Source organism: Mammaliicoccus sp. A-M4, assembly GCF_022386955.1.
In the GTDB taxonomy this organism is placed as follows: Bacteria; Bacillota; Bacilli; order Staphylococcales; family Staphylococcaceae; genus Mammaliicoccus; species Mammaliicoccus lentus.
On the sequence record NZ_JAJNHH010000001.1, the window covers coordinates 60,259 to 82,461 of the forward strand.

General features: G+C 34.0%; 24 protein-coding genes. All 24 read right to left on the bottom strand.

The genetic code is table 11. From position 1 onward, the window contains the following. Position 1: 1 nt before the first annotated feature. The 24 genes from LQ682_RS00280 to LQ682_RS00395 all read right to left on the bottom strand — a co-directional run bounded on the left by LQ682_RS00280 (position 2) and on the right by LQ682_RS00395 (position 22,081). Positions 2-370: a DUF2977 domain-containing protein gene (locus LQ682_RS00280; RefSeq protein ID WP_239723658.1), complete on the bottom strand. Its 369-nt coding sequence runs from the start codon at positions 368-370 to the stop codon at positions 2-4. After that, the gene (locus LQ682_RS00285; RefSeq protein ID WP_239723659.1) at positions 370-1,803 is read right to left on the bottom strand and encodes a BppU family phage baseplate upper protein; all 1,434 of its coding nucleotides are present in this window, start codon (positions 1,801-1,803) and stop codon (positions 370-372) included. The genes LQ682_RS00280 and LQ682_RS00285 overlap by 1 nt, the downstream gene beginning before the upstream one ends. Further along, complete coding sequence (locus tag LQ682_RS00290; RefSeq protein WP_239723660.1) at positions 1,803-3,761, bottom strand: right-handed parallel beta-helix repeat-containing protein; 1,959 nt, start codon at positions 3,759-3,761, stop codon at positions 1,803-1,805. Before LQ682_RS00290 ends, LQ682_RS00285 begins: the two co-directional genes overlap by 1 nt. A 3-nt stretch (positions 3,762-3,764) precedes the next feature. Next, complete coding sequence (locus LQ682_RS00295; RefSeq protein ID WP_239723661.1) at positions 3,765-4,049, bottom strand: hypothetical protein; 285 nt, start codon at positions 4,047-4,049, stop codon at positions 3,765-3,767. Further along, the gene (locus LQ682_RS00300) at positions 4,042-5,601 is read right to left on the bottom strand and encodes a prophage endopeptidase tail family protein (RefSeq protein WP_239723662.1); all 1,560 of its coding nucleotides are present in this window, start codon (positions 5,599-5,601) and stop codon (positions 4,042-4,044) included. Before LQ682_RS00300 ends, LQ682_RS00295 begins: the two co-directional genes overlap by 8 nt. 8 nt (positions 5,602-5,609) lie before the next feature. Further along, positions 5,610-6,458 carry a phage tail domain-containing protein gene (locus tag LQ682_RS00305; RefSeq protein WP_239723663.1) on the bottom strand — a complete coding sequence of 283 codons (849 nt, stop codon included), beginning with the start codon at positions 6,456-6,458 and terminating at the stop codon, positions 5,610-5,612. Next, a complete protein-coding gene (locus tag LQ682_RS00310; protein ID WP_239723664.1) occupies positions 6,459-10,835 on the bottom strand; it encodes a peptidoglycan DD-metalloendopeptidase family protein in 4,377 nt (1,458 codons plus the stop codon). Between the two features lie 33 nt (positions 10,836-10,868). Then, entirely contained in the window at positions 10,869-11,117 is a 249-nt protein-coding gene (locus LQ682_RS00315) for a hypothetical protein (protein ID WP_239723665.1), read from the bottom strand. Between the two features lie 89 nt (positions 11,118-11,206). Continuing rightward, positions 11,207-11,797 (bottom strand): hypothetical protein, encoded by a 591-nt coding sequence (locus LQ682_RS00320; RefSeq protein ID WP_239709412.1) that lies wholly within the window; start codon positions 11,795-11,797, stop codon positions 11,207-11,209. 69 nt (positions 11,798-11,866) lie between these two features. Continuing rightward, entirely contained in the window at positions 11,867-12,466 is a 600-nt protein-coding gene (locus LQ682_RS00325) for a hypothetical protein (protein ID WP_107590657.1), read from the bottom strand. A gap of 37 nt (positions 12,467-12,503) precedes the next feature. Further along, a complete protein-coding gene (locus LQ682_RS00330; protein WP_239723666.1) occupies positions 12,504-12,914 on the bottom strand; it encodes a hypothetical protein in 411 nt (136 codons plus the stop codon). Next, the gene (locus LQ682_RS00335) at positions 12,915-13,400 is read right to left on the bottom strand and encodes an HK97 gp10 family phage protein (RefSeq protein WP_239723667.1); all 486 of its coding nucleotides are present in this window, start codon (positions 13,398-13,400) and stop codon (positions 12,915-12,917) included. It abuts the gene before it with no gap. Continuing rightward, positions 13,401-13,739, bottom strand: a complete 339-nt coding sequence (locus LQ682_RS00340; RefSeq protein ID WP_119494030.1) for a hypothetical protein — start codon at positions 13,737-13,739, stop codon at positions 13,401-13,403. Further along, the gene (locus LQ682_RS00345) at positions 13,736-14,089 is read right to left on the bottom strand and encodes a hypothetical protein (RefSeq protein WP_119494029.1); all 354 of its coding nucleotides are present in this window, start codon (positions 14,087-14,089) and stop codon (positions 13,736-13,738) included. The genes LQ682_RS00340 and LQ682_RS00345 overlap by 4 nt, the downstream gene beginning before the upstream one ends. 10 nt (positions 14,090-14,099) lie before the next feature. Then, positions 14,100-14,282 (bottom strand): hypothetical protein, encoded by a 183-nt coding sequence (locus tag LQ682_RS00350; RefSeq protein WP_037587707.1) that lies wholly within the window; start codon positions 14,280-14,282, stop codon positions 14,100-14,102. Positions 14,283-14,318: 36 nt separating this feature from the next. Continuing rightward, positions 14,319-15,356, bottom strand: coding sequence for a major capsid protein (locus LQ682_RS00355; protein ID WP_239723668.1), 1,038 nt, complete (start codon positions 15,354-15,356; stop codon positions 14,319-14,321). A gap of 39 nt (positions 15,357-15,395) precedes the next feature. Continuing rightward, positions 15,396-15,767 carry a hypothetical protein gene (locus tag LQ682_RS00360; protein ID WP_065381301.1) on the bottom strand — a complete coding sequence of 124 codons (372 nt, stop codon included), beginning with the start codon at positions 15,765-15,767 and terminating at the stop codon, positions 15,396-15,398. A 3-nt stretch (positions 15,768-15,770) separates the two neighbouring features. Further along, positions 15,771-16,379, bottom strand: a complete 609-nt coding sequence (locus LQ682_RS00365) for a phage scaffolding protein (RefSeq protein WP_239723669.1) — start codon at positions 16,377-16,379, stop codon at positions 15,771-15,773. 211 nt (positions 16,380-16,590) lie between these two features. Next, positions 16,591-17,637, bottom strand: a complete 1,047-nt coding sequence (locus tag LQ682_RS00370; protein ID WP_239723670.1) for a phage minor capsid protein — start codon at positions 17,635-17,637, stop codon at positions 16,591-16,593. 8 nt (positions 17,638-17,645) lie between these two features. Further along, the gene (locus tag LQ682_RS00375; RefSeq protein ID WP_239723671.1) at positions 17,646-19,262 is read right to left on the bottom strand and encodes a hypothetical protein; all 1,617 of its coding nucleotides are present in this window, start codon (positions 19,260-19,262) and stop codon (positions 17,646-17,648) included. Positions 19,263-19,273: 11 nt separating this feature from the next. Then, complete coding sequence (gene terL / locus LQ682_RS00380) at positions 19,274-20,668, bottom strand: phage terminase large subunit (RefSeq protein ID WP_239723672.1); 1,395 nt, start codon at positions 20,666-20,668, stop codon at positions 19,274-19,276. A 1-nt stretch (position 20,669) separates the two neighbouring features. Next, positions 20,670-21,161, bottom strand: coding sequence for a helix-turn-helix domain-containing protein (locus tag LQ682_RS00385; RefSeq protein ID WP_239723673.1), 492 nt, complete (start codon positions 21,159-21,161; stop codon positions 20,670-20,672). 130 nt (positions 21,162-21,291) lie between these two features. Further along, positions 21,292-21,477: a hypothetical protein gene (locus tag LQ682_RS00390; protein WP_239723674.1), complete on the bottom strand. Its 186-nt coding sequence runs from the start codon at positions 21,475-21,477 to the stop codon at positions 21,292-21,294. A 40-nt stretch (positions 21,478-21,517) separates the two neighbouring features. Beyond that, positions 21,518-22,081, bottom strand: a complete 564-nt coding sequence (locus LQ682_RS00395; RefSeq protein WP_239723675.1) for a hypothetical protein — start codon at positions 22,079-22,081, stop codon at positions 21,518-21,520. Positions 22,082-22,203: the final 122 nt, after the last annotated feature.

Sequence of the window (22,203 nt, forward strand, 5' to 3'; positions counted from 1 at the left end):
ATTATTCAACTCCTTTTTCGTTAAGTTGTTTTTGTAATTCTACATTCTGTTTTGTAAGTGAAGCGACTTGCTTTGATAAGTCCATAACCATTTTCATGGTTTGCACAGAACTCATTTGTAAACTTCCAAATATTTTTCGTAGTTCTTCATCGCTACCTGGTGCAGTGTGCGTTGTATCAACAATAGGTGGTTGAATATCATTTGTATAATTTTCATTTAAGGTAATTTGTCCATCAACATATAAATATAATCTAGGCTTGAATTCTATAGTGAACGCACTTGGATAATCGTTAACTTCTATACCATCTTTCATGTTACCTATTACTGCATATGAAGTAATTTCATTATTTTCGTTAATTATAATCTGCATTATCTCACCCCTATAATTTCTTTTAAAGTGATATCGTTATCATCGTATAAATTTCTTTGACCTTTAACATCAAATGAATTGTTATGTGTCACTTTTACTTCAGTATCAGTCGTAAAAATTAAACCCATTTCATTCATCTTAGGATTGTCACCTGCTGCATCAGTCATGTTAAAGTCTTGTATCGGTATTTTCTTATCAGTATCTATATGAATAGGTACTGTTTTACCTCCACCAGAGTATCTATAACGCACTAATAAATAAGAGAAGTTTTTGTAGCTTTCACTAATAGCAAAAACCGTATTACGTTCACGAGCATCACCTGACCATAATGTTTTACGTCTGTTTACCATTGATGAATCAGTGTATTGTTTCGCCTCACTTAAAGCTAAATCAACTTTTTCTTGAGAACCATACGTTGTTTCCATGTCTTTATTCGATAATTCCCAATCATTCCAAGTATTATAAAAACGTTTTGTCCATACCTGATTAGAATTGTGAGGCTTAAAAGTTATACGTTTTAATGCGCCACCATTTTTTTCTAATACTTCAACAAAACCAGAATCAGCAGATGCATCTGTTATAGGAATAAGTGTGGCAAAATAAAAACCAGGCTTTAGATTATGCAATTTATCAATATTGTTTTCTAAAGAAACATCTACTACTTGTCCACTGTCTTCAGTTAATTTGTATTTTTGCCAAGTATCGGTCATTGGTTCAGTGATAAAATCATTATTTTCAACATCGATATTAAATTGGTCAATTTTTTCATTAATACCTGTTCTAATATTAGTCAGATCATTTACGTATTCAGTACCTGTTGTTTCGATTTGATTAACATGTGTATTTCTACTATTTTCTAATTCAACAAGCGCACTATCTTTTGTATCATTTATTAATGAAATACCATCATCACTAGCTTTTTGAACTTTTGTAATATAATCATCTATATTTTTATAAGATTCTTCTATGTTATGCACTTTTTCTTTTAGTGTTTTTTCAAGTTCATCATATTTACGAATAGTATTTAACTTCACGACAGAAGGTATTGTATTAATCAAAGCATCTTTAATTTCAAAAGTGAAATCTATACTTGTAACAGTATCTTCTTTATTATCAACACTGATATAAAATTGACCTTTGGCAGTGCCTGTATGATTTAAAAATTCATTCGGTATAACATACTCGCAAATACCATTCAACTCATCTATGATAGCCACTTCATCTTGTATGAATGAACCGTCGCTTGCTTCAAGATAAATGTAAGTATCTACATTATTCTTGCCCAATGGTAATGTTTTATCATTTCTTGTAATGATAAATTTAAGTGTTGAGGTATTGATGTCCATGTTATAAAACATAATATTTGTACTGTGTGTATTCTTGTAATGTGCGTTAACATCAAGTCTTAATGTACCTACTTTATTCATAGCCATTAATTAGCACCTCCATCATGTCTTATAATGTTTCCATTGATATCCTTAAACCCATAATAATTCTTTTCTTTGTCTAATATAGTGATTGTTGAGTTGCCTGGTTGAATATTCCAAACTTGAATGTTTGTACATTCTTCTGAAACTCTAACAGCATCTACGAAACTTTTACCTACAGCACTTAATGTGTTATTAGTAATTGATCCGTTATGCACATCAACAAAATAAATACCTGCAACTATCCAACTTTGCGTAGCATTCAAGCCATAATTAGATACTCGATTACTTTCAACATCAATATATACGGCGCCTTCTGAAACACGAATACCATCTTGTCCAGTATTGAATACTTGGTTGCCATGTATTGATGCATGACTTTGTATGCTACCGTTTTCTAACTTTTTATTATTAGATACAAAAATACCAATTGTATTGGCATTAGAAACGATATTATTTGATAGGTTTAACTGCCAAGTACCATATGACTGAATACCGACATTTGTTTTATCAACTGAATTTCCAATGATTTTAACTCTGTCAGACTCAGGTACATATATACCGACTCTTTGACAATTTCTGATTGTATTACCTTTGATTTCCACAAAGTCAAATGACTCATTTAACTCTGAATCTAATTTGTTAGGATAAGCTGAAACATGTATACCATTTGTCGCTATGTTCGTAATGGTATTATTGATAAGTTTCAAATCTTCTCCACCTTGTGCTGCACCCATTTGTACACCTTCGGCATTATGTGAAGATAGGTAACCACCAGGTGTTGGTGTTGCAAAGATACCACCATTACAGTCAGTTATAATATTGCCTTCTAATATCGTGTTTTTAAATTTATATACTCTTAAGGCGTAATTCGTTGTACCTTCAATGAAGTTATTCGTTAAACGTACATTCGATACCCATTTGTCATAAACGCTGAAATGGTCGCCAATTGCAGTTGCCCAACTTCCAAACTCTTCAGAAGGTCCAAAATAACAATTTTCAACAACTATATTTTTTGAAGGTGTGCTATCGAATGAACTACTATATTGCTCACCTATACCATCTTTACTTGCAATGGATACTTGTATAGCCTCCTTATTACCTTCAACAGCATCACGTTGTCCTTTAAAACTACAACGTTTGATTAACACATCCTTACAACCACTTAGATCAATTGCATGTGTACCCGAAACGTTTTTAAATAGACAATCTTCAAATACAATGTTTTCTCCGTGCGCAAGTAATACACCGTTCATGTTGGTTGTTAGTTCACTATTACCATCAAATGTTAGACCACATATTTTTATGTTGCCTTCACCTTCATATTTATAAGGTAGTTCACCATTAGGTAAATTTGTCATCCAACTTCTATTATCGCCATGTCTGATGATTTTTGCACCATAACCTAAAATCGTTGTATTTCTATATATGGTTAATTGCTTACCGATTAAATACTCCCCATATGGCAGAATAATTGTTCCTCCGCCTCTATGGTTATTCCAATCTAGCCATGCTTGTAGTCCGTCGCTAGAATCTTCATCTCTGTCTGGATAAACACCAAAATCATAAGCCGAACGGATAATTTTAGATTTTTCTAATTCGTTATTTGTTTCGTCAATTTGATTTTCCAAGTTTAAAAAATCTGAACGCAATCTTTTGGCAAGCACTTCATGTCTAGTACCCACCATATCTACTTGCGCTTGCGTTACTTCTGCAATACCGTCACCATTATTAGTAATGATAACATTGTCGAATTCGCCACTCATACGATTAATTTCTCTATCTAAACTATTTCCGTTATGATCTATTTGAGATGATTTATGCGCTCTTTTTTCAGTTGTACGGTGCTTATCAAAGATTAATTTCAAATCATCGAATTTTTGTTGAATTAATCTGAAATTCTCTATAATAAACCGTCTAAACTTTTGACCTAATTCGATTGGAAAATTAAGTTTTATCTTCATCTACTAGCCCTCCTCTGGTGGTATTGTTGAATCGTTTTTCAATGTTTCTATTTCTTGTTTCATTTGTTCGATATCTTGTTTAAATTGATTATTGTCCGTTTCAAGTGTTGACACCCTATTTTGTAGTGCTGAATTGTCAGTAGTGAGTTTATTAATTAGCGCATTTAAATTACTGATATCATCGCCATTATCAAATTCTTCTAACCCTAAAATGGCGTTAACATGTGTCATAGGGAAATATCTATCCCCGTCAGTATCTTGAAGATATCTAATATTAATTTCAGCCATCTAATAACACCACCCCTACACTATCGGAATATAAATTAGGCATAACAAAAGTCGAGCCTCCAAGAGTACCCGACTTGATTTGTTTATCTACATTTTTTATACGTTTATTGATTGCTTGTTGTATCTTGATAATGTCTGTTTTCTTATTACTGAAATCTACTTCAACTGGTAAGTTCAGTAATGGATGCGATTCTGTTATCTTGATGACTTTCAACATGGTATCAAAACCTAAACCAGTGTGTTTAAAATAAACTAGATCACGTTCATTGATTTGTTCGGTATCTAAATAGTTAGTGGATAACTCGACCACTGGTTCGTCATTTAATTCTTGAATTAGTTTTTTGCGTAATTCTGCTTTATCAAGAATATTATCATCATAGATTGTTGCAGCTTGCTTAGGGTTGTTCTTATCGTAGTAAGGTGAGTAATAAGTATCGCTCACATGATATAAGTCCTCGCCCTTCAACACTGCTGTTAAGTTTAACGTTGTAGACTTTTCAGTACCAACATACATTACTGGCGCTGTTTTATATTCTTTAACGTTAGGATCTGCACCACGATGTACTGCTTTGAATGTATGCCAACCCTTACTCAAATTACGAGCAATAACAATTTGTTCTGACCTAGCTGTATGGCTATAACAGCTATAACGTCCAATCAACTCATTATCTAAATAGACATCTAACAGTCCTCCACGAGATAGTTTTTTGAGTGACCATGTAAGAGTTTCGTTCCCCCATTTGCACTCAAAACGTTTCTCATAGCTTGCACCCACGACTTGTGTACGCCAAGTACCCTCTTTGAAGAACGTGCCATTGTACGTTAAGCTAGGCGGTTTAAACGGACTGTAATTCTTTGTTTCTGAAGTTGACTTCTTCTTGCCATAACCTTTAACAAATGTTTTTTGTTCTTGCGTATTAACCGTTACTGACGCCTCGTCTACATTGTATCCACCAATTAACTCAACATCAGATGTTTTATAGTACGTATCCTCGTCATATATATAGATTATTTTATTGTCAGCATAGAAGATATAACCAAATAGTTCAGCACCTTCGACTAGAAATTCTATACCGTTTTTATCGCCAACTTCATCAATTGCTATACGTTGGTCGAACTTACCGACAATTTTATATGAATAACCTAGCTTATTGCTTTTGAAACCGAAGTCTAAATATTGCTCTAAAGTCCATGTTGGTGACGGTAATTCTTCATCACTGTCGTTATTCATTTCTTCATTCTCTAAATCTTTGTCGATATAGTGATTCTGAAATTCAAACATAATGTGATGAGCCACAATATCATTCGTAAGTGTTACATTGTTGCTTTTTGGATCAGTCGTTTTAATCACATACTGTTGACCACGCCATAATAAAATAGACTCGTTTTGAATCAAATCATATATATCGGGTGCAAAACTTGTTTTAAAAGCAGTTAGCGATAATGAACGACTACTATTTTTTTCAACTTCATATTTGAATGTCCCTAAATCATAATCAATCAACAACTCTGCGAATGTGTTAGCACTATTGGTAATTATTAAATTATCCATATTAACACCTACCTATAAATAAACGGAAATATAAATTCAGCAGTTGGCTGTGTTATATCCGTTCCGATTATTTCAATATCGTTATATCCGGGTACTAGTGTTAACCATTCGTGGTTAGTATCTATACCGACACGTTTACCGTCTATCGTTGGATATATACCATTGATAATGATTTGTTTGCTTTTAGTGATAGCTTTCTTATATTCAAATATATCGCCTGTTGTACGATTAATAAGTTTGAAACCTTTAGGTGCATTGACGTTTAGTTTAATAATCAACTTATGTCGATGTGGAAAAGGTGCGATCGTGTCAGATGAACCATTGAATATTTTAAAGCTAGTTGTATTATGCTTATACTTGATATCATCATTCACAAGTAAACCATTGCCGAACTGCCATTTGTCAGATGTTTTGTTGTATTGATTTGTTTCATATAAGGACTCGGAGTAGCCTTTGTTACAAGTAAATGTAATTGTAAAATCACTGTGTCTGATTGTTAATGGGTCTTTTTCTACTTTAGGAGTTGGCGCAACAAAATACTTAATTCCTGGCATTTTACTATGGACAACATAATATGGTTCTCTGCTTTGTAGTTCGTTTTCAAGTTCAAAACAAAACAAATCCATATCCGTACTATCTACACCTGTATATCTAAAATGTAAATTAAGTTCAAATGGTCCAAATGTTGTGGTTCCCATTAAAGCGCCGTCTACTCCACTTATCTCTTGAATAAAGGTATTTCCATTTACTTCATGTTTATCAAATCCAATAAATTCAAAACCGTCTTTCTCCATGAGATTGACGGTTTTATTGTTACTATATATTAATTTAACCCATTTTCCATTATCACAATTCATTTACCCACCTCCTAATACGTATGAATTATTGTTATACATAGAACCTTGTCTTTTGCTTACTTGTTGTGCAACTTGTTTACCGTCCATGTATACATTTGTATCTTTATTAGCAATTCTATTTGTATCTCTATTGTTGATTTGTTGTAAGCTATTACCTTCATTGATTGCTGAAATAATTCCACGAAGTAATTCTGCATCTTCTGAGAATCCAAGCATTTCTCCTGTTCTGTCCCAAATAACTTTACTTCTTGCTTTCATAGAAGGGTCATGACTAATTACTGATTCACTAAAACCACCTTCGGCAAGCCAAGCTATTTCTGGTGAATTGATAATGCCACCATTTGCATAACCATGACCATGACCAATAACATCTAGTAAACTGCTTCCATATGTTTTACTTGCATAGTTCATACCTGCCACTAAGTTGTGTACTGGATTCCAAATATCACCCATACCTTTACCTTGATTGGCTTTGAAAGTACCAGGTTTAACTTGTACAAGCCCCATTGCGTTTCCGTCAGCTAGTCCGTCGTTACCACCCATTGCTCTAGCATTACCACTTGATTCAGTTTCAATCTGTTTCATCCAAGCGTTGATATATTCCTGAGTTACAGGGAGTTTGGCGATTTTTAAGGCAGTTATGACATTGCTTAACATGCCACCTCCACCACCTTTAGATGGATTATCTTTCGCCCATTTCAATGGGTCAATCGCTTGATTATTACTAGCATAAGAAGTTCCTTTGTTTACTTGCCAGTGAATGTGAGGACCCGAACTATTACCTGTAGAACCAACTTCTCCAAGTTTTTGTCCTTGTTTTACCATATCCCCAGCTTGAACTGATCGTTTATTCATATGCATGAAAATATGCCCCATACCTCCACTTGCAACTTGAACTTCATTACCACCACCGTATGGAGATGACCAGGCTTTAACTACACGTCCCGAAACTGAAGATGGAATTTTAGTACCAGTATTAGCACCGTAATCTAATCCATAGTGACTTGGAGGATTGAAGCCTCTAACCCAGTGATAAGCTGGATTATTAGCAAATGGATTCGAGCCACCTCCACCACCGTCTGACGCGTCTACAAACCATTCCATAACTTTTTTCTTCAAGCTATTTTTCAATTTGTTATAACTGTGTTTAATAATATCTCCATATACAGCTTTGATATCATCAAAATTCACACCAAATTGATTCATGACCGTATCGACTAACTTACTTGGATTTTCAACATAATCCCAAGCATCTAATGCAACTTTACTTCCTTTAGCAACTAGTTCAGCAGTCTTTTTACTTCCGTATGATTTCAAAGCTTTATATCCAGAATCTACAGATGCCATACCTACTTGTAGTGCATTTGGCCTCTTTTCTGCTTTATGCTTTTTATGTGGCTTATCACCTGTACCATTATGAAAAGCTGCAATATTTCCATTTTCAATCATACTTTGTGTATTTCTACCGTTGATTACTTCCATTCCTTTTCTCAACGGAAGAACTACATTTCGACCTTTAGGCGCAAATAATGAGCCGTCTTTATCTCTTATTAATTCTTGATGTCCATTACGACCTTTCCCGTTACCTGGTCCCTTGTCATTAACCATTGCTAAAGTATCTTCTTGTAATTGACCCTTTGCATTTGTCTTAACAGATTTACTTCCACCAGTACCAGTAGATAATTTGACTTCTGGTATTTCATTTTTGATAAGCTTTTTATTCATTATCTTATCCGATAAGGTATTAATACCTTTAATCATTGCGTTTAAACCTTTGATTGCACCATTAGCAACACCATTACCAACTTTTTTAGCAATCGATTTAAAGCCACTCACTGAGTCAGATAAGAAGTTTTTAAGTTTATCTATCCATGACTTACCTTTGTCATACATGGCTTTAAAACCATTCACGACATTATCTCTTGCGCCATGTGCTAAACTTGTCACTCTCTTTTTAATATTCGTAAAGATATTTTTAGCACTTTCAAACAATCTGCTGAATATTTCTCTAGAACTTTTAGACATTCCTGAAAACTTATTACGTACGTTAGTCCAAATATTTTGTGCTAAATTAGTAATGAAGTTTTTCATTTTCGTCCACAAATCTCGGGCATATTTAGATAAATTACTAAAAATACTTCTTGTAGATTTACTTAATCCCGTAAACTTATTGCGAATATTGTCCCATATTGACTGACCTAATGAAGTAATTTTATTTTTCAATGATGTCCATAAATTTCTACACCAATTTGATAAATTCGTGAAAATATCCCTTGTTGATTTAGAAAGACCAGAGAATTTAGTACGAACTGAATTCCAAATTGATTGTGCAGTTTTACTGATGAAGTTTCGTATAAAAGTCCAACCTTTAGAAACGACACCCTTCAACAGACCTAGTCCAACTTTAACAACTTTAAGTATTTTGCCAACAAACCATAATTGAACTAAATTCCACGCTAAAATAACTGAACCTTTTAGAATTTGAACGATACCCTGCCAAACGCCTTTCCAATTACCAGTAAGTAATGAAGAAAACACTTTGATTATACCTAGTATGATATTTATCGCGCCTTGTATCACGCCTTTTATGTTCTGCCAAACGGATACAATCAGTAATCTTATGGCTGGCCACAAAATTTTCATCAAATTCCAAATTAAAGTCATGATTGGTTTTATCACGTTACCCCAAATGAATTTGAATGTTGTAGAAATAAAACTACCTACATTTCGTAAAGCAGACATTATTTCAGTACCATTTTTAGCCCAAAATGCACTAATTTGTGTACCAATAGATCTAGCGAAAGTACTTATTGCGTTAACAACTTGATAGAATGTAGTTTTAACTTTTGTAGCAAAATTAGTAAGTCCAACAACTACATTAGGAGGTAATATCTTACTTAGTGTTATAATGCCGTCTTGACCATTTCCTTTGAATAATTGGAAAAAGCCTTTGATGATATTTCCTATCGTAATAAATGTTTGTTTAACGCCATTAAGCGCAGCATTAACGATATTTCTGAATGTTTCAGACTTCTTATAGGCGACGACAAATGCTGTACCTAATGCTATGACTCCTAATGTTATCCATCCAACAGGTCCAGTTAGCGTTCCTAGTATTGCGCCTAGTTTAGGGAATACTTTAGTAATACCGATTATTGCACCTTCTGAACTTTTAGCAGCAGTACTAAATTTAGCAAAGAATTTTAAGAACTTGCCAAACGGTCCAAATATAGCGCCGATTATTCCTGTTAACTTACTGAATATCATTAAGACAGGACCAAGTCCAATAAGTATCAATGTACTCCACTGCATAATACTTGCTATTAGTTTTTGAGTATTCTTATCTAAACTGTTATACCAATTAACAATACCTTTGATTCCGTTAACAACTTTATCAAGCACTTGACCTAGTGTTTCTCCCCACTTAGCGGCCGAACCTTCCATTCCGTCAATAGCAGTAGTTAAATCATTCATTAAAGGTTTCATTTTGCTGAAGAAACCTCCACCTTTACCACCAGCATCTAAGAAACTAGCACCAAGTCGACCAACTGCAGCCCACATGTTAGCAAGAGAAGCAGTAAAGGACTTTTGTCCCATTTTTTTAGCTGCGCCACCGATATTTGTTTCGATAGCATTTAAGAACATCTTACTTGAAATTTCTCCGTCACTTGCCATTTTAAATACTTCATCAGCAGTAACGCCTGCTTCCTTAGCAATCCATTGATAAATAGGTATACCACGTTCAGAAAGTTGTTGTAACTCTCCGTTATAAGCTTTGTTCGAAGTTTGGACTTTGTTAATAATAGAACCCATTTCGCCCATGCTTGACCCAGCTATCGCAGCAGCATCTCCTGTTAGGCTTAAATATCTAGTAAGTTCTTTACCTGGTTTAATTCCAGCTGCAACTGCACTAGATGCAGTCGTCGCAGCTTCACCTAATCCGAATGATGTTCCTCTAACTGATTCTAAGGCGTTATCCATGATTTTTTGAACACTTTCACTACTATGTCCTAAACCATCTAATTTAGCTTTAGCGTTATCAATCTCAACCAAACGCCCGAAACCTTTACCAATGGTTATACTTGCTAAAGCACCACCAGCAATCATTGCAGGCTTTGTGATTTTATTTGTAAGATTACTACCTACTTCTTCTGATTTTTTAGATATACTAGTGAAAGTTGAACCAACCTTTTCAAAGCCTTCACCCGTTTTGAATACTCTATTCATACCACGAGTCATGTTCTTTTCGATATTTCTTGCAGCACGATCAGATGCTTTTTCAATATCGTTAAGTCGATTAGCAATAGCACTAAAAGCCGATTCCATACCACTTTGATTGGCGCTAAATTTGGCTTGCAACTCCTTAATAGTTGCCATAAGACCCCTCCCTTCTTTTATTTATTTTTTAATTTACATATTTTGTTCAGCACGTTTTCTAGCTTCAATTTTCTTTTGGACTCTTTCGTTCCATTGATATTTCTTTTTAGGTCTTGAAGATGTTTCAACTTTCTTTTTAGGCTGAATATCTTTCAAGAACTTTTTAACATTTTTCATATCTTCTTTTGACTGTGGATTACTATTTAACATTGCTATGAAGTTCATATAGTAATCAGCTTGCTCTTTCTCTGCTTTGCGTTCTTCGTTTTCGAAATGTGTCATTAAATAAGCTAGTAACTCACTAAAAGGAGTGCTAAGAACTTCATCACGCCCTCCGAGTTCTTTGCTTAACTTGTATATGACGACTTCTTCTAATTCGATGTCGCTGGCATTACTTCGTCCTTCGTTTGTTCCTTCTTCGGAAACAGAACTGCCAACACCATTGAGAAGGAATCTTTTGACTTTTTTAATCGTTCGATTAATTTAGGAATATCATTGACTTCAATAACTGCATCGATAATATCTAAGAACGTATAAACATTTTGTTGACCAATTACATCAGCATTGATGTTAGATGCTTGAGAAATTAAGTTTTGTAATGAATCTGGTGCGTTCTCTAACACGATTTCAAAAGAACCTAATACATCTTTAAAGAATTGAGCGCCTGCTCGTTTAAACGCCTCTGAACCGTCATATTGAAAAACATTTACTTTATCATCGTCACTTTTAGCTTTTTCAAGTGCTTCTTCATAAAGTCTTCTATTCTCTTCATTGATTTCATTACGTTTAGCGAAGAATGTATCTACTGCACTCTTTAAGTGATCATTTGTATTAATATCTTTAACTAATTTATTTAATTCTCTTGATACTCTTTTGATTTGAAGAATATTCATTTCTTTGATTTCAACGTTTTCAGTTACTAACTTGTTACCTTCATATGTTTTAATTTCTACTTGTACCATGTGTCATTTCTCCTTTGATATATAAATTAAAAAACAAATAAAAAAGAGTGAGGTTATCCCTCACTCTACTTATCCTGCTGGTACTTCTTCTGCACCTTCTACTAGTTCATCTGGATCTTGTCCGATGTAGAAGTAGTTATTCGGTTTATTGGCATCTGCGCAATCTTTAGGGAACATTGCAAATTCCATTTCGTAGTTACCTTGTTCATTCGCAAATGATTTAGTCATACCACTAGAGTTAGCGATTTTATGAATGAAGATATCTTCTGAAGTATCATCTCCCATTTGTCTTGGGTGAATTCTTAAAGTTCTAGCACCTTCTCTAAGTGATGCTCCAATAGGTGCATCTGTAACTGATACGACTTTACCATCTGCTTCAAGTGAAATAGTTCCACTTAATGTTTTACTAATTAAATCTAATGTTGCTTTCATTGCGACAATAGTCACTGTTCCATTCCAACCAACTACAACTTGGTCATAATTTGTATTACCGAAGTCTGGTGAATTAATATCTTCTAATTCAGGCTCTAATTGAACTTCCCCTCCATCACCTTGTAGTAATGAACCATCTTCACACATTTTTCCGTCAAATCTCGTTTCAGTCGGTAAACCTTCATCAAAAATGAAGTCAGCCATACCAAATTCATAACTAATTTTTTCTTGTGGCATTATAATTCCTCCTTAAATTTGGGTATTAAAAAAGCACTTATTCGCAATAAGGCAAAATAAGTGCTAAAAAATTTATTGTGTAGATCATAATGTCATTCTCTACACCCACTCTAATTGGTGGCGATTCTGCATAAATGTATTGAATAAAGTGTTTATCTGTTCTGATTAAACGCCCGTCTTCATATACTGGGACTTCCATTACCCTATTCTCTATTCCATGAATAGCTTTGTAAGTATCGAAAGCCCTATTTGCTGCTTTATCAAAGCTTTGACTCCTTATTTCAACTTGATAATTCATCAAGTGTGATTTCATATCACTTCTATCAGGTGGATAACCACCTTCGTAATAAACAACACCGAACTCTGATTGTGCAGTACGATAATCAACTGTCCACTCTAAGTCAGGTATTCTATCCTGTAATATCTTTTTAATAGCGCGTTGTATCATCTAACTGCCTCCTTCAAATAAACGTGTCAACGCTCTTTCCATTGCTGTTTCAAAATGTTGGTCAGTTAAAATGACGGCATGTTGTAGGAATTTACGACCTGGTTGATATCCTTTAACATTAGGTTTTTGACGGGTACCTGTTCCTCGTCCTCTTATATAATAATTTGGATATTTAACACCACGTTCATATTTATCTCCAACTGGTCTAACATTGTTTAACTCATGAACATACGTTGCATATTCCATATTTGTACCAACGTAGACTACAAATGAACGTCCTTCAACAGTAGCTTGTGTTGAATGAATACTATTCTCTAAATCTCCACTATCACGTGGCGAAAGTGCTTTAGCATATTCTTCGCAAGTCAAACCGATTTTATCCATTTCATCAAGCAATATGAGGTTGAAACGTTTATTCATCGTTTTAAACTCTTGTTGTAATTCTCGAAGTCCTGTCCATTCAATTTTTAAACTGAGTCCTGCCATCTACATATAACCCTTAATAAAATGTGGTTTTCCTGTAATATCTTGCCCGTATTCAAGCTTTTTAACTTGTCCTAATACTTTTGTATGTTTTGGTGTTATATGCTCAATACGTGCATTTAAATCGATATTTGAAACAGTATCAGATATAGGAATGTAAACTTGAGTAACTGATGTATATTCTTCACCGTTAGCATTATAGATATTTTGAATACCATATCTAACATGTGCTTTAGTTAACACCTTTTCAGTTAATGGTTTACCGTAGTCATCTTTTATCTGATTACCGTTCGAATCAACAGTTGGTACAATTACATTAACTTTATCTCTGTAAATAATCATATCAATCTCCCAATATGACCTACCGATTTAGTTTGTAATTGTTGGTTGATTAGGAAAAGCACATATGGATCAAGTAGATTATCAGACATCGTTACGCTAGCATCATTAATTTTTTGTGTTTCTACACCTTGTCTTTTCAACATAGCGTAACCATTGGACTCTCCTTCGAGTTTGTACAACATTTGTTTAACAATCATTCGTTCTGAGATTATTACTTTTGGATATAAGGAGTGAATATCTTCGTAAGAATCAAATATATTTTGTTCTAATTCTTGAGTTCCCATACCTTCTAACAACGGATTAGAAGGTATTTTCTCAATGTATTCAATTACTTTTTCAGTATCCAACATATATCATCACCTACTCGCTAGGTTCTTCAATACGTTCGAAATAAGGACCTGTTCCTTTGAATTTCTTTTGTTTATCAATGTTTGTTTCAATCTCTTGTACACGCTTAACAGTTAGTTCAACTTCTTCGCCTGGTTCGAAACGTTTATTTTCTTTCTTACCATCAACTTGTTTAAGCACTTTAAATTTCGCCATTGATTTAACCTCCTTAATTATTTTAGAAAGTTAAAATTAACCTTCAGGAACTTCTTCTTCGTCAGATGTTTCGTTAGCAGTGATGATAGAAATACCTTTGATATTTTTCAATACAGGCATTGCTACTTCTCCGACAATTGTTTTCTCTCCAACTGGGTCTTGAGAAACAACAGAAACAACATACTTACCGTTTGTGAAGTTGTTATCAGCGGCTGGACCACTTAATGTATTACCTAAGTTTGCAGCGTGTAATACGACTACATCATCATCTAAATGTTTCTTAACAATATCTCCAGTGATACCTTCGATAATTGTTTGAGCATCGTCGATTTCAACTTTAGGTAAGCCAATATCTGTGAATAAAGTATCTAAATCAGATTGACGAACAATTTTGTTTCCAGCCTCTGAACCATATAAGTCAGCAGCAACATTAGGATTACGTTTAATCTTCGCTAATGTTTTAGAATTCATAACAACATAAGCAGGTGCTTGACCATTGTTACGCTCTTTGTACTTTTCAACTTCATTCATTAATACTTCTAATGGATTAACATCTGCACGAGAGAAATCTCCTGCTGTTGTTTTAGCTTCATCTGGTAAATCTAAATCAAATTGAATTTTCACTTCTGATTTTGGATCTTCATAATCAAACACACCACGGTAAACCATGTTTGCTCTGATTAACTCTTTAGTATCTTCAATACCTTCAGATAAATCAGCGATTGATAATAAAGCATTTTGAACTAAAGCATCTTGTTCAGCACTATTACGTGAGTTTTTGTAGCGATACATTTCTTCTTCTGTGTAGTTGTAGGCATGAGCGATTTTAGAAAGCTTAGCCAATACTTGTTGGATATCACCTTTCTTACGTAATGGTGTAGCAGCATCAAATCCAATAATAGAACCTGCTTTAATTCCAGTTGAATCAATAACGTTATACGCTACGTTAATATCGAATACTTGTTCAGTAGGAAAAGCATTTGATAAACGTCTTGAAGATTGAGCAGGTGCATTTTCAATAAATGCTTGTAATGTAGGTGTTTGTAAATTTTCGTGTTCAGTAATTAATACCATTAATATTTCCTCCTTTTATTTGCAATTAAATAGGACGTATTACACGTCGAATGTAATGCGTCCTTGAGTAGCTTTTTTGAAATTGTTTGTTACGCCTGTTAATAATTCTTCATAAACAGATGCTTTACGTAACGCTGATACTTGTTCATTAACTTGAACATCATCAATTTTAACTGCATGTCCTGTTAACACTGGTGCAGTCATTGTCTCAGGTGTTGAAGCTTGTACTAACTCAAATAAATCTGATTCAGTATTTTTAAATACTGCTGTTCCACCTTTGATAACTTGACCTTCTGTTAATTTAGATGAATCTAAAGTGATGTTTCCAACAGTCCACTCAAGATTTTTAGCATCTCTTAAAAATTCTGGTTGTTCATTTTCGAATTGAACTTTCTTTGGTTTTAAACTCATTCTTTATTCCTCCTTTTGTTTTCCAAATAATTCATTTGCTAAGTCTCTACCACGTTTTGAATAGTCAACCTTTTGCTTGCCATTGCCACTTTGTCCACCAGACTTATAATTGTTGTTTGGTGGTGGCGTAACTTCTTCCTCTGAACCACCTTCATCATTTGAAGTGTTAGTTTGATTGAATAAGTAGGCTTTATTCTCACGTAATTCATTCATGACCTCATTAAAGTTTGTGATGTCTCCACTTTCTTCATCACGATTAAACTTGTCTTTATCAATAAATAAAAATACATCGTCTGGATCATACGCATCTTTAGATACTTCTTTTAAGATTTTCTTATCCAATTCGTTAGATGCTACTTGAACTTTATAGTCTTTGATTTGTTCTTGAAGTTCTTTATTAGTGTCCTCAAGCTTGTCATAATCATTTGCTTTCTTTTCAAGTGCTGTAATCTGTTTAGATAATGTTTCTTTTTCTGATTCTAAAGATTTGATTTCTGTATCTTTCTCACTTAATTGCGATTTGATGTCTTGAATATCCTTACCGTTTTCTGCCATTACTTTTTCAATTTGTTCATCGGATAATTGTAAAGCTTTAAGTGTTTCTCTATTCATATTTATTCTCTCCTTACGTTTTGATAACGATGTCCGACACCGATTGGATTAGTACAATAACGCTTGTACCTGCGACATCGTCTTTTAGTGACTTACGAACAGGTCAAGCAGAATACCACTGCCATGAGATACGTTTAGATCACTTCCTTATGATTAGATAAACGCACAAAAATAACCGGCAATCTCACGACTGTCGGTTTAAATAAACTTCCTATTTCATTTCTTGTCTAGCAACTCTTAACTTCTGTTTCATCTTTACATAACCAGTACTATTAGCCCGTTTCATTCTGCGATAAGCACCTAATGTCTTAGGAGCATCATCACCTAATATCGCTTTAATACTGTTGTATGTTTTCATTTCTTGTCTTGCTTTACGTTTTAGTTGTTGATCATGTTCGTAACTTTCTCTTTGTTTTTTAGTTCGAGGGTCAAGATTAGGATTAAAGTCTTTACCTTTAGCAATGTATTTATTAATTTCACTTTCTGTTTTGAAGTCAGCAACAAAAGGTCTAACCATACACTTACAGTTAGGATGAACTGGAATAACATCACGAACATCTAATTGTGGGAATCTCGTATCTTTACCACTTATTGAAAATACTCTGTCTTGATATTTAGCACATTCACTACATGTATTTAAATTGCCTGTAACATACACTAAGTCATTACTAGTCTCTAAGTAATGGTTAACATGAGCATGCGTTCTAGCAGTGCTTATTTTCGTTCTCACTACTGTTTCTGTGTAGAAGTCTAAAGGTAATAGTTTATTATCTATTGTTCTAAATGATTTCATACCACCTTTAACAAAAGAATCAGACACCCGTTGAACTATCTTCCTACGATTTTGACCGTATAAGATACCTCTTGAAATGTCTGATTGAACTTCTAATAATGTTTGATTAATTGTTGAAACTGTTGTGAAGTATGCTTGTCTAAGTGCTGCTTGTAAATCTAGCATTGTATCACTTGTGATTGTTGCTAACGCACTTTTATGAACTTGTGAATTGAGTTCGTTTGATATCGGTATACCTTGCTTACTTAATTCTTTAGTTGCTATGTTCAATTCCGATTCATACACCTTCGCAAGTTCGGGTTCAATAAACTCAAAAACATCTGTACCAAATTGTTGAATTAAGTTTTCAATGTTTCTAAACATAATCTGTTTATCTCTAGCGCTTAATAAATCAACTTCTTGAATTAACTTTAGTATTTCATTTTGTAAAAACTCAACTGTAGGCTTTATTTGTTCAATCTTCATTTAATCACCTACTCCATTTCTTTTACTTCTTCATCAACTGGATTAGTTTCTTCCTCGTCTTCTTTGTTGTCGTTGAAGCTTAAACCTGTCATGTTACCTCTTAACAATGACATGCTATCTTGTGACGTTCGTTCAGCTTCAATTTTTTCTACTTCTTCCATAATCCATTCTTCTGACTTATCTGGATTGTTGTTACGAACTGTTTGTTCAAGTGATTGTGTTCCAGCTGCATAACTTTGATTGTTTAATGTTGAAGTTTCTTTTGAAGTAACTGGCATCATATCTTTTTGAACAACGATTGGTTTCTCAATGATGATATCTTTGTTATCTAAGTTAAGTAACCACAGACAATTTTCAACGCCTTGTTGAATGAACTCAATATATTCATCTCGCATTTGTTCAGCTTTCATAATCGATAAGAATAAGTCATAAAACTTTGCTGTACCAGATTGTGCTTGAGCGCCTTCCGAAGTAAAGAAATCAATTGCTTTCTCACTCGTTTGTGTTTCCATTAACATCATCTTGATAACGTCTTTTACATAGGTAATGTCACCAATCTTTGAAATATCGATTTGATGTATTTCCAATGACTTGCCAAATTCATCAATTGTTGTAACTTCTAAATCACGATGATCAAACTTATCTTCAACACCATATCGTTGCATAGATACATCTATTAATCGATCCATTACTTCTTTTGAAACTGATATTCTAGGTTTGCCATTACGCTCGAAGATTTGTGCTGTACGAGTCATTGTCCAGTTTACTTCATCTTGCTTACCTTCTTGTCCCATTAGAACACTTCTACCGTATCTATTCATGAACGTTGGACTGTAAGGTAGGTAAACAAATAACGTTCGCTTACGACCTTTTAAAACATAATCTCGTTGGTCTTTTTCAAGTTTAGTTATATCGAATATGATTTCTTCATCATCAACTATTTGTAAGTCTCCGTTGTCGTCCATATGATAAACTGTATGACTTCCTGTTAATTCGTCTTCTCCTTCGACTTCTTCGTGAACATGAACATACTTGTCATCGCCACGTTCTACGATATAGCGAAGTTGATATGTCTTACCGTCTTCTAGTTCGTAATACACATTACGTTCTTTAAACGATAACTTTACTTGTCCGTTAATCACTTCAGGTACTGCCACAATGCCACCGTCTATTTGCCATTGCTTTATATTCATACCGTGATGTTTGTTGAAGTTTGAATTTACTTCTATTTGGTCTAATGTTTCTTGTTGTAAGTCGAACAGTTCTCCGTTTAACGAATCATCTTGTGTTCCCTCAATATGATTATCTTCTGTGTTGAAGTCTTCATCATCTTCTATCTCATTGATTGGATAGTTCGTTTGAAGTTTACCCATTGACCTTGTAATAAACAGTGTCGGTATATCTACAATCATTTTAGATATGTTCACTACAATGTATGGCGTTTGAACGTTCTGTGCTTTAACATCGCCATATTCAATACGGTCAATGATTTCACCTTGTTCAATTAATGCTTTTGCTCTATCGAACAACTTCGAATGACGACCGTCATATAAATCTCTATATAAAAACATATCACCGTGTGTTTCTGTTATTTCTTCTTGCGTGAATGATTTTAACTCTGCCATTGTCTACCTCCTTACCACATATTCACATTCGAAACGAATGCTTGTTTTGTATTACCAATACGATTTAATGCTTGTGTCATACTATCGACAGCATCATCATGTTTACCATTTGGAAAGCTTGCACATTCTTCTATCAAATCATGAGTGAATGGTTTGTTACTTGGTAAGAATACATTCCCTGATTCAATCATAGGTGTAACTGCTTGCGCTCTTACAATCTTTCCACCATCTGGATTAACTGGAATAATGCCTGATACTTCTCTTTTTAATGTTGAAATAACAGCTGGACCGTTTGCTTTATCCTCAATCAATATTGCTTTAGCTTTTGGATATTTACGTGCTAACGTTTTAACAGCAGTCAATGTTGAAGGAAAGTCCATCTTGTCTCTAACTTGATCTATTAAATATTTATCAGCCTTAACTCTTCCCCAAACTTGACCCACCACGTAGTCACTTGTTTCGGCATCTTTAAATGTTAAGTCCCATGAGATAACCATTTCATCAAATCGATAAGGTAACTTATCATAGAATTGCCACCATGAACGATTAAATATGTTTCCTTCACTTGGTGCTGGTCTTTGTTGATAAAGTGATGCCCATGTCTTTGAACCAACTTCTTGTTTCTTTAATTCTGCCCACTCTTCGTCATATCCCAAGTCTGGTGATAAAGCTTCACCATATTCACGACCGAGTAAATCGTCATCATCTTCTGCAATAGCAGGTAATCTTATACGTTGCCAATTATAGGGCGACCTTTCAAGCAAACGACCTATTAAATCATCTTCATGCCAACGTGTCATTACCACAATTACTGATGCACCTTTATGAAGACGAGTAGTCAATGTTGATTCCCACTCACTCCATATCTTCTCTCGTATTGTATTTGATTGTGCTTCTTCATTATTTTTAATTGGATCATCAACGATTAATAAGTCTGCACCTTCACCAGTGATTGAGCCACCAATACCAGTGGCAATCATTCCACCACGTTTACCAGCTATTCCCCAGTTATTAGATGCGCTCTTTTCATCTGATATATCTAAGTTGAATATCTGTTTACCAAATTCTTTTAACTTATTCCTGTTTAATCGACCAAACTTTCTAGCGAGGTTATCAGAATAAGCTGAACTGATAACTCTTTTATCTGGATTTTTGCCAATAAAAAAAGACGGGAACGTTTCAGTCACCGTCATTGATTTACCATGTCGAGGTGGTAACTCAATCAATATATATTTCTGTTGTCCTTCTGCAATCGGTTGTAGTGCTTCACAAATCAATTCTGTATGTCTGTAATGTTTATAAGCCCCATGATGTACAGTGACGATATAGTCTCTAAAGTAACGACTTGATAATTCGTTCTTTGCTTGAATGGCAATAAGTTTCTTTTGTTCGTCTGTTAATTTCAAATCAATCACCATCTAACTTAGCAAGTTTACGTAATTCGTCTTCACTAAGATTGTTCATGTTATTAACATTTGTCGTCATTTCTCCACTATGTTCAACGTCACGTTTATCACGCCATTCAGAAGGTTTTCTATTTTTCAACCAGAATATCTGAGCAGTAACATCAGGAGCAACTTGTTTCTTAACTTCTTTTGTTTCAAGCATTGCGTATTCACCAGTCAATTCATCAAATACTCTTTCTTTTGTTGTCTCAACTGTTTCATAACCTAACGCTCTTTTTAACAGTGCATTTTCTACTTGCCTATCAATAACCTCTTTTCCTCTTTTTAAGGCGTCTGAAATGTCCGTGTACTTCTTAATCCATACATACAATGTAGAACGACTACACCCTATGTTATGTGCTATCTGTTCATCAGTTAAACCGTCTCTAGCCCAACCTTGTATCTTCGTTAATCCTTCTTCAGTTATCCAATCTTTAGCATTTACTCTAGCCATATCAATGTATCACCTTCTTATCCTAATAGGTTCATTTATTTTAATTCCTTAACTTTAAACACTTTCATAATCACTAAATGCATATGTGCTTGAATATAAAAAATAGAGTTAATCACATATTTGAATTTCTTCATGTCATCAACTCTACTTCTATATCGTAATCTTTATCACCTTTATCAACTGGATTATAATCAATTAACACTTTGCTTACGTTAGCATCATTCTTTAATCTCTTAATCATTGCTATCAAATGACAATCATTATTCACTTTTCTAATGCCTTTTAAAGTTCCGTCGGCGATTACCATTACTCTCATATGTTCAACTCCAAATAAAAAACACCCACATAAGTGAGTGTTAAATTTCTCTTTCAATATCATTTACAATTTTTTTGAATTTCCCCTTACTACCCTTGAAGTCACTCAATTTAAATTCTAATAGACTCAATGGATCTGAAACTTGGTTTGTATAATCTTTCTTTACAGAACTCCCAATCATAGAAATGTATGCCATACTTTTATAATTGAAATCTTCATTCCTTTTTTCAGGTGGAATGTAATTATGTTGCTGGTACGCAGTTATTAACTTTACAGTTCTTTCTCCTCCATAAATAAAGGTTTGTTGAAGTTTCTGTTGAATTTCATCATCTGATTTACTAGATACGAAATCTTTTTCTAATACCGTTTTAGACCACCAAATTAGCAGTTCCGACATTTCTTTACCAGCAACTTCTTTATAAAATGCTTCTGCTTGTAAATCCTTTGAGTTATTAAATTTTAATACTTCTATATTTTTCATCAGATTATGTTTTATTACAATTGAGAAAATCATTGCAACTATACCTGAACCTAAAATACTTTGTATTATTGGTAATTTAAAAAGATTATTTAACCAATCAAATACGCTAATAATCCAATCCATCTGTGCTTCACTATCCTCTTATTTTAATTTTTTACAATCTAATTATACAAAATCCACCTAACATTTGCTAGGTGGATTCACATTAATATTAGGGTTATAGAAAGGGTATGGAAAATAGCCGT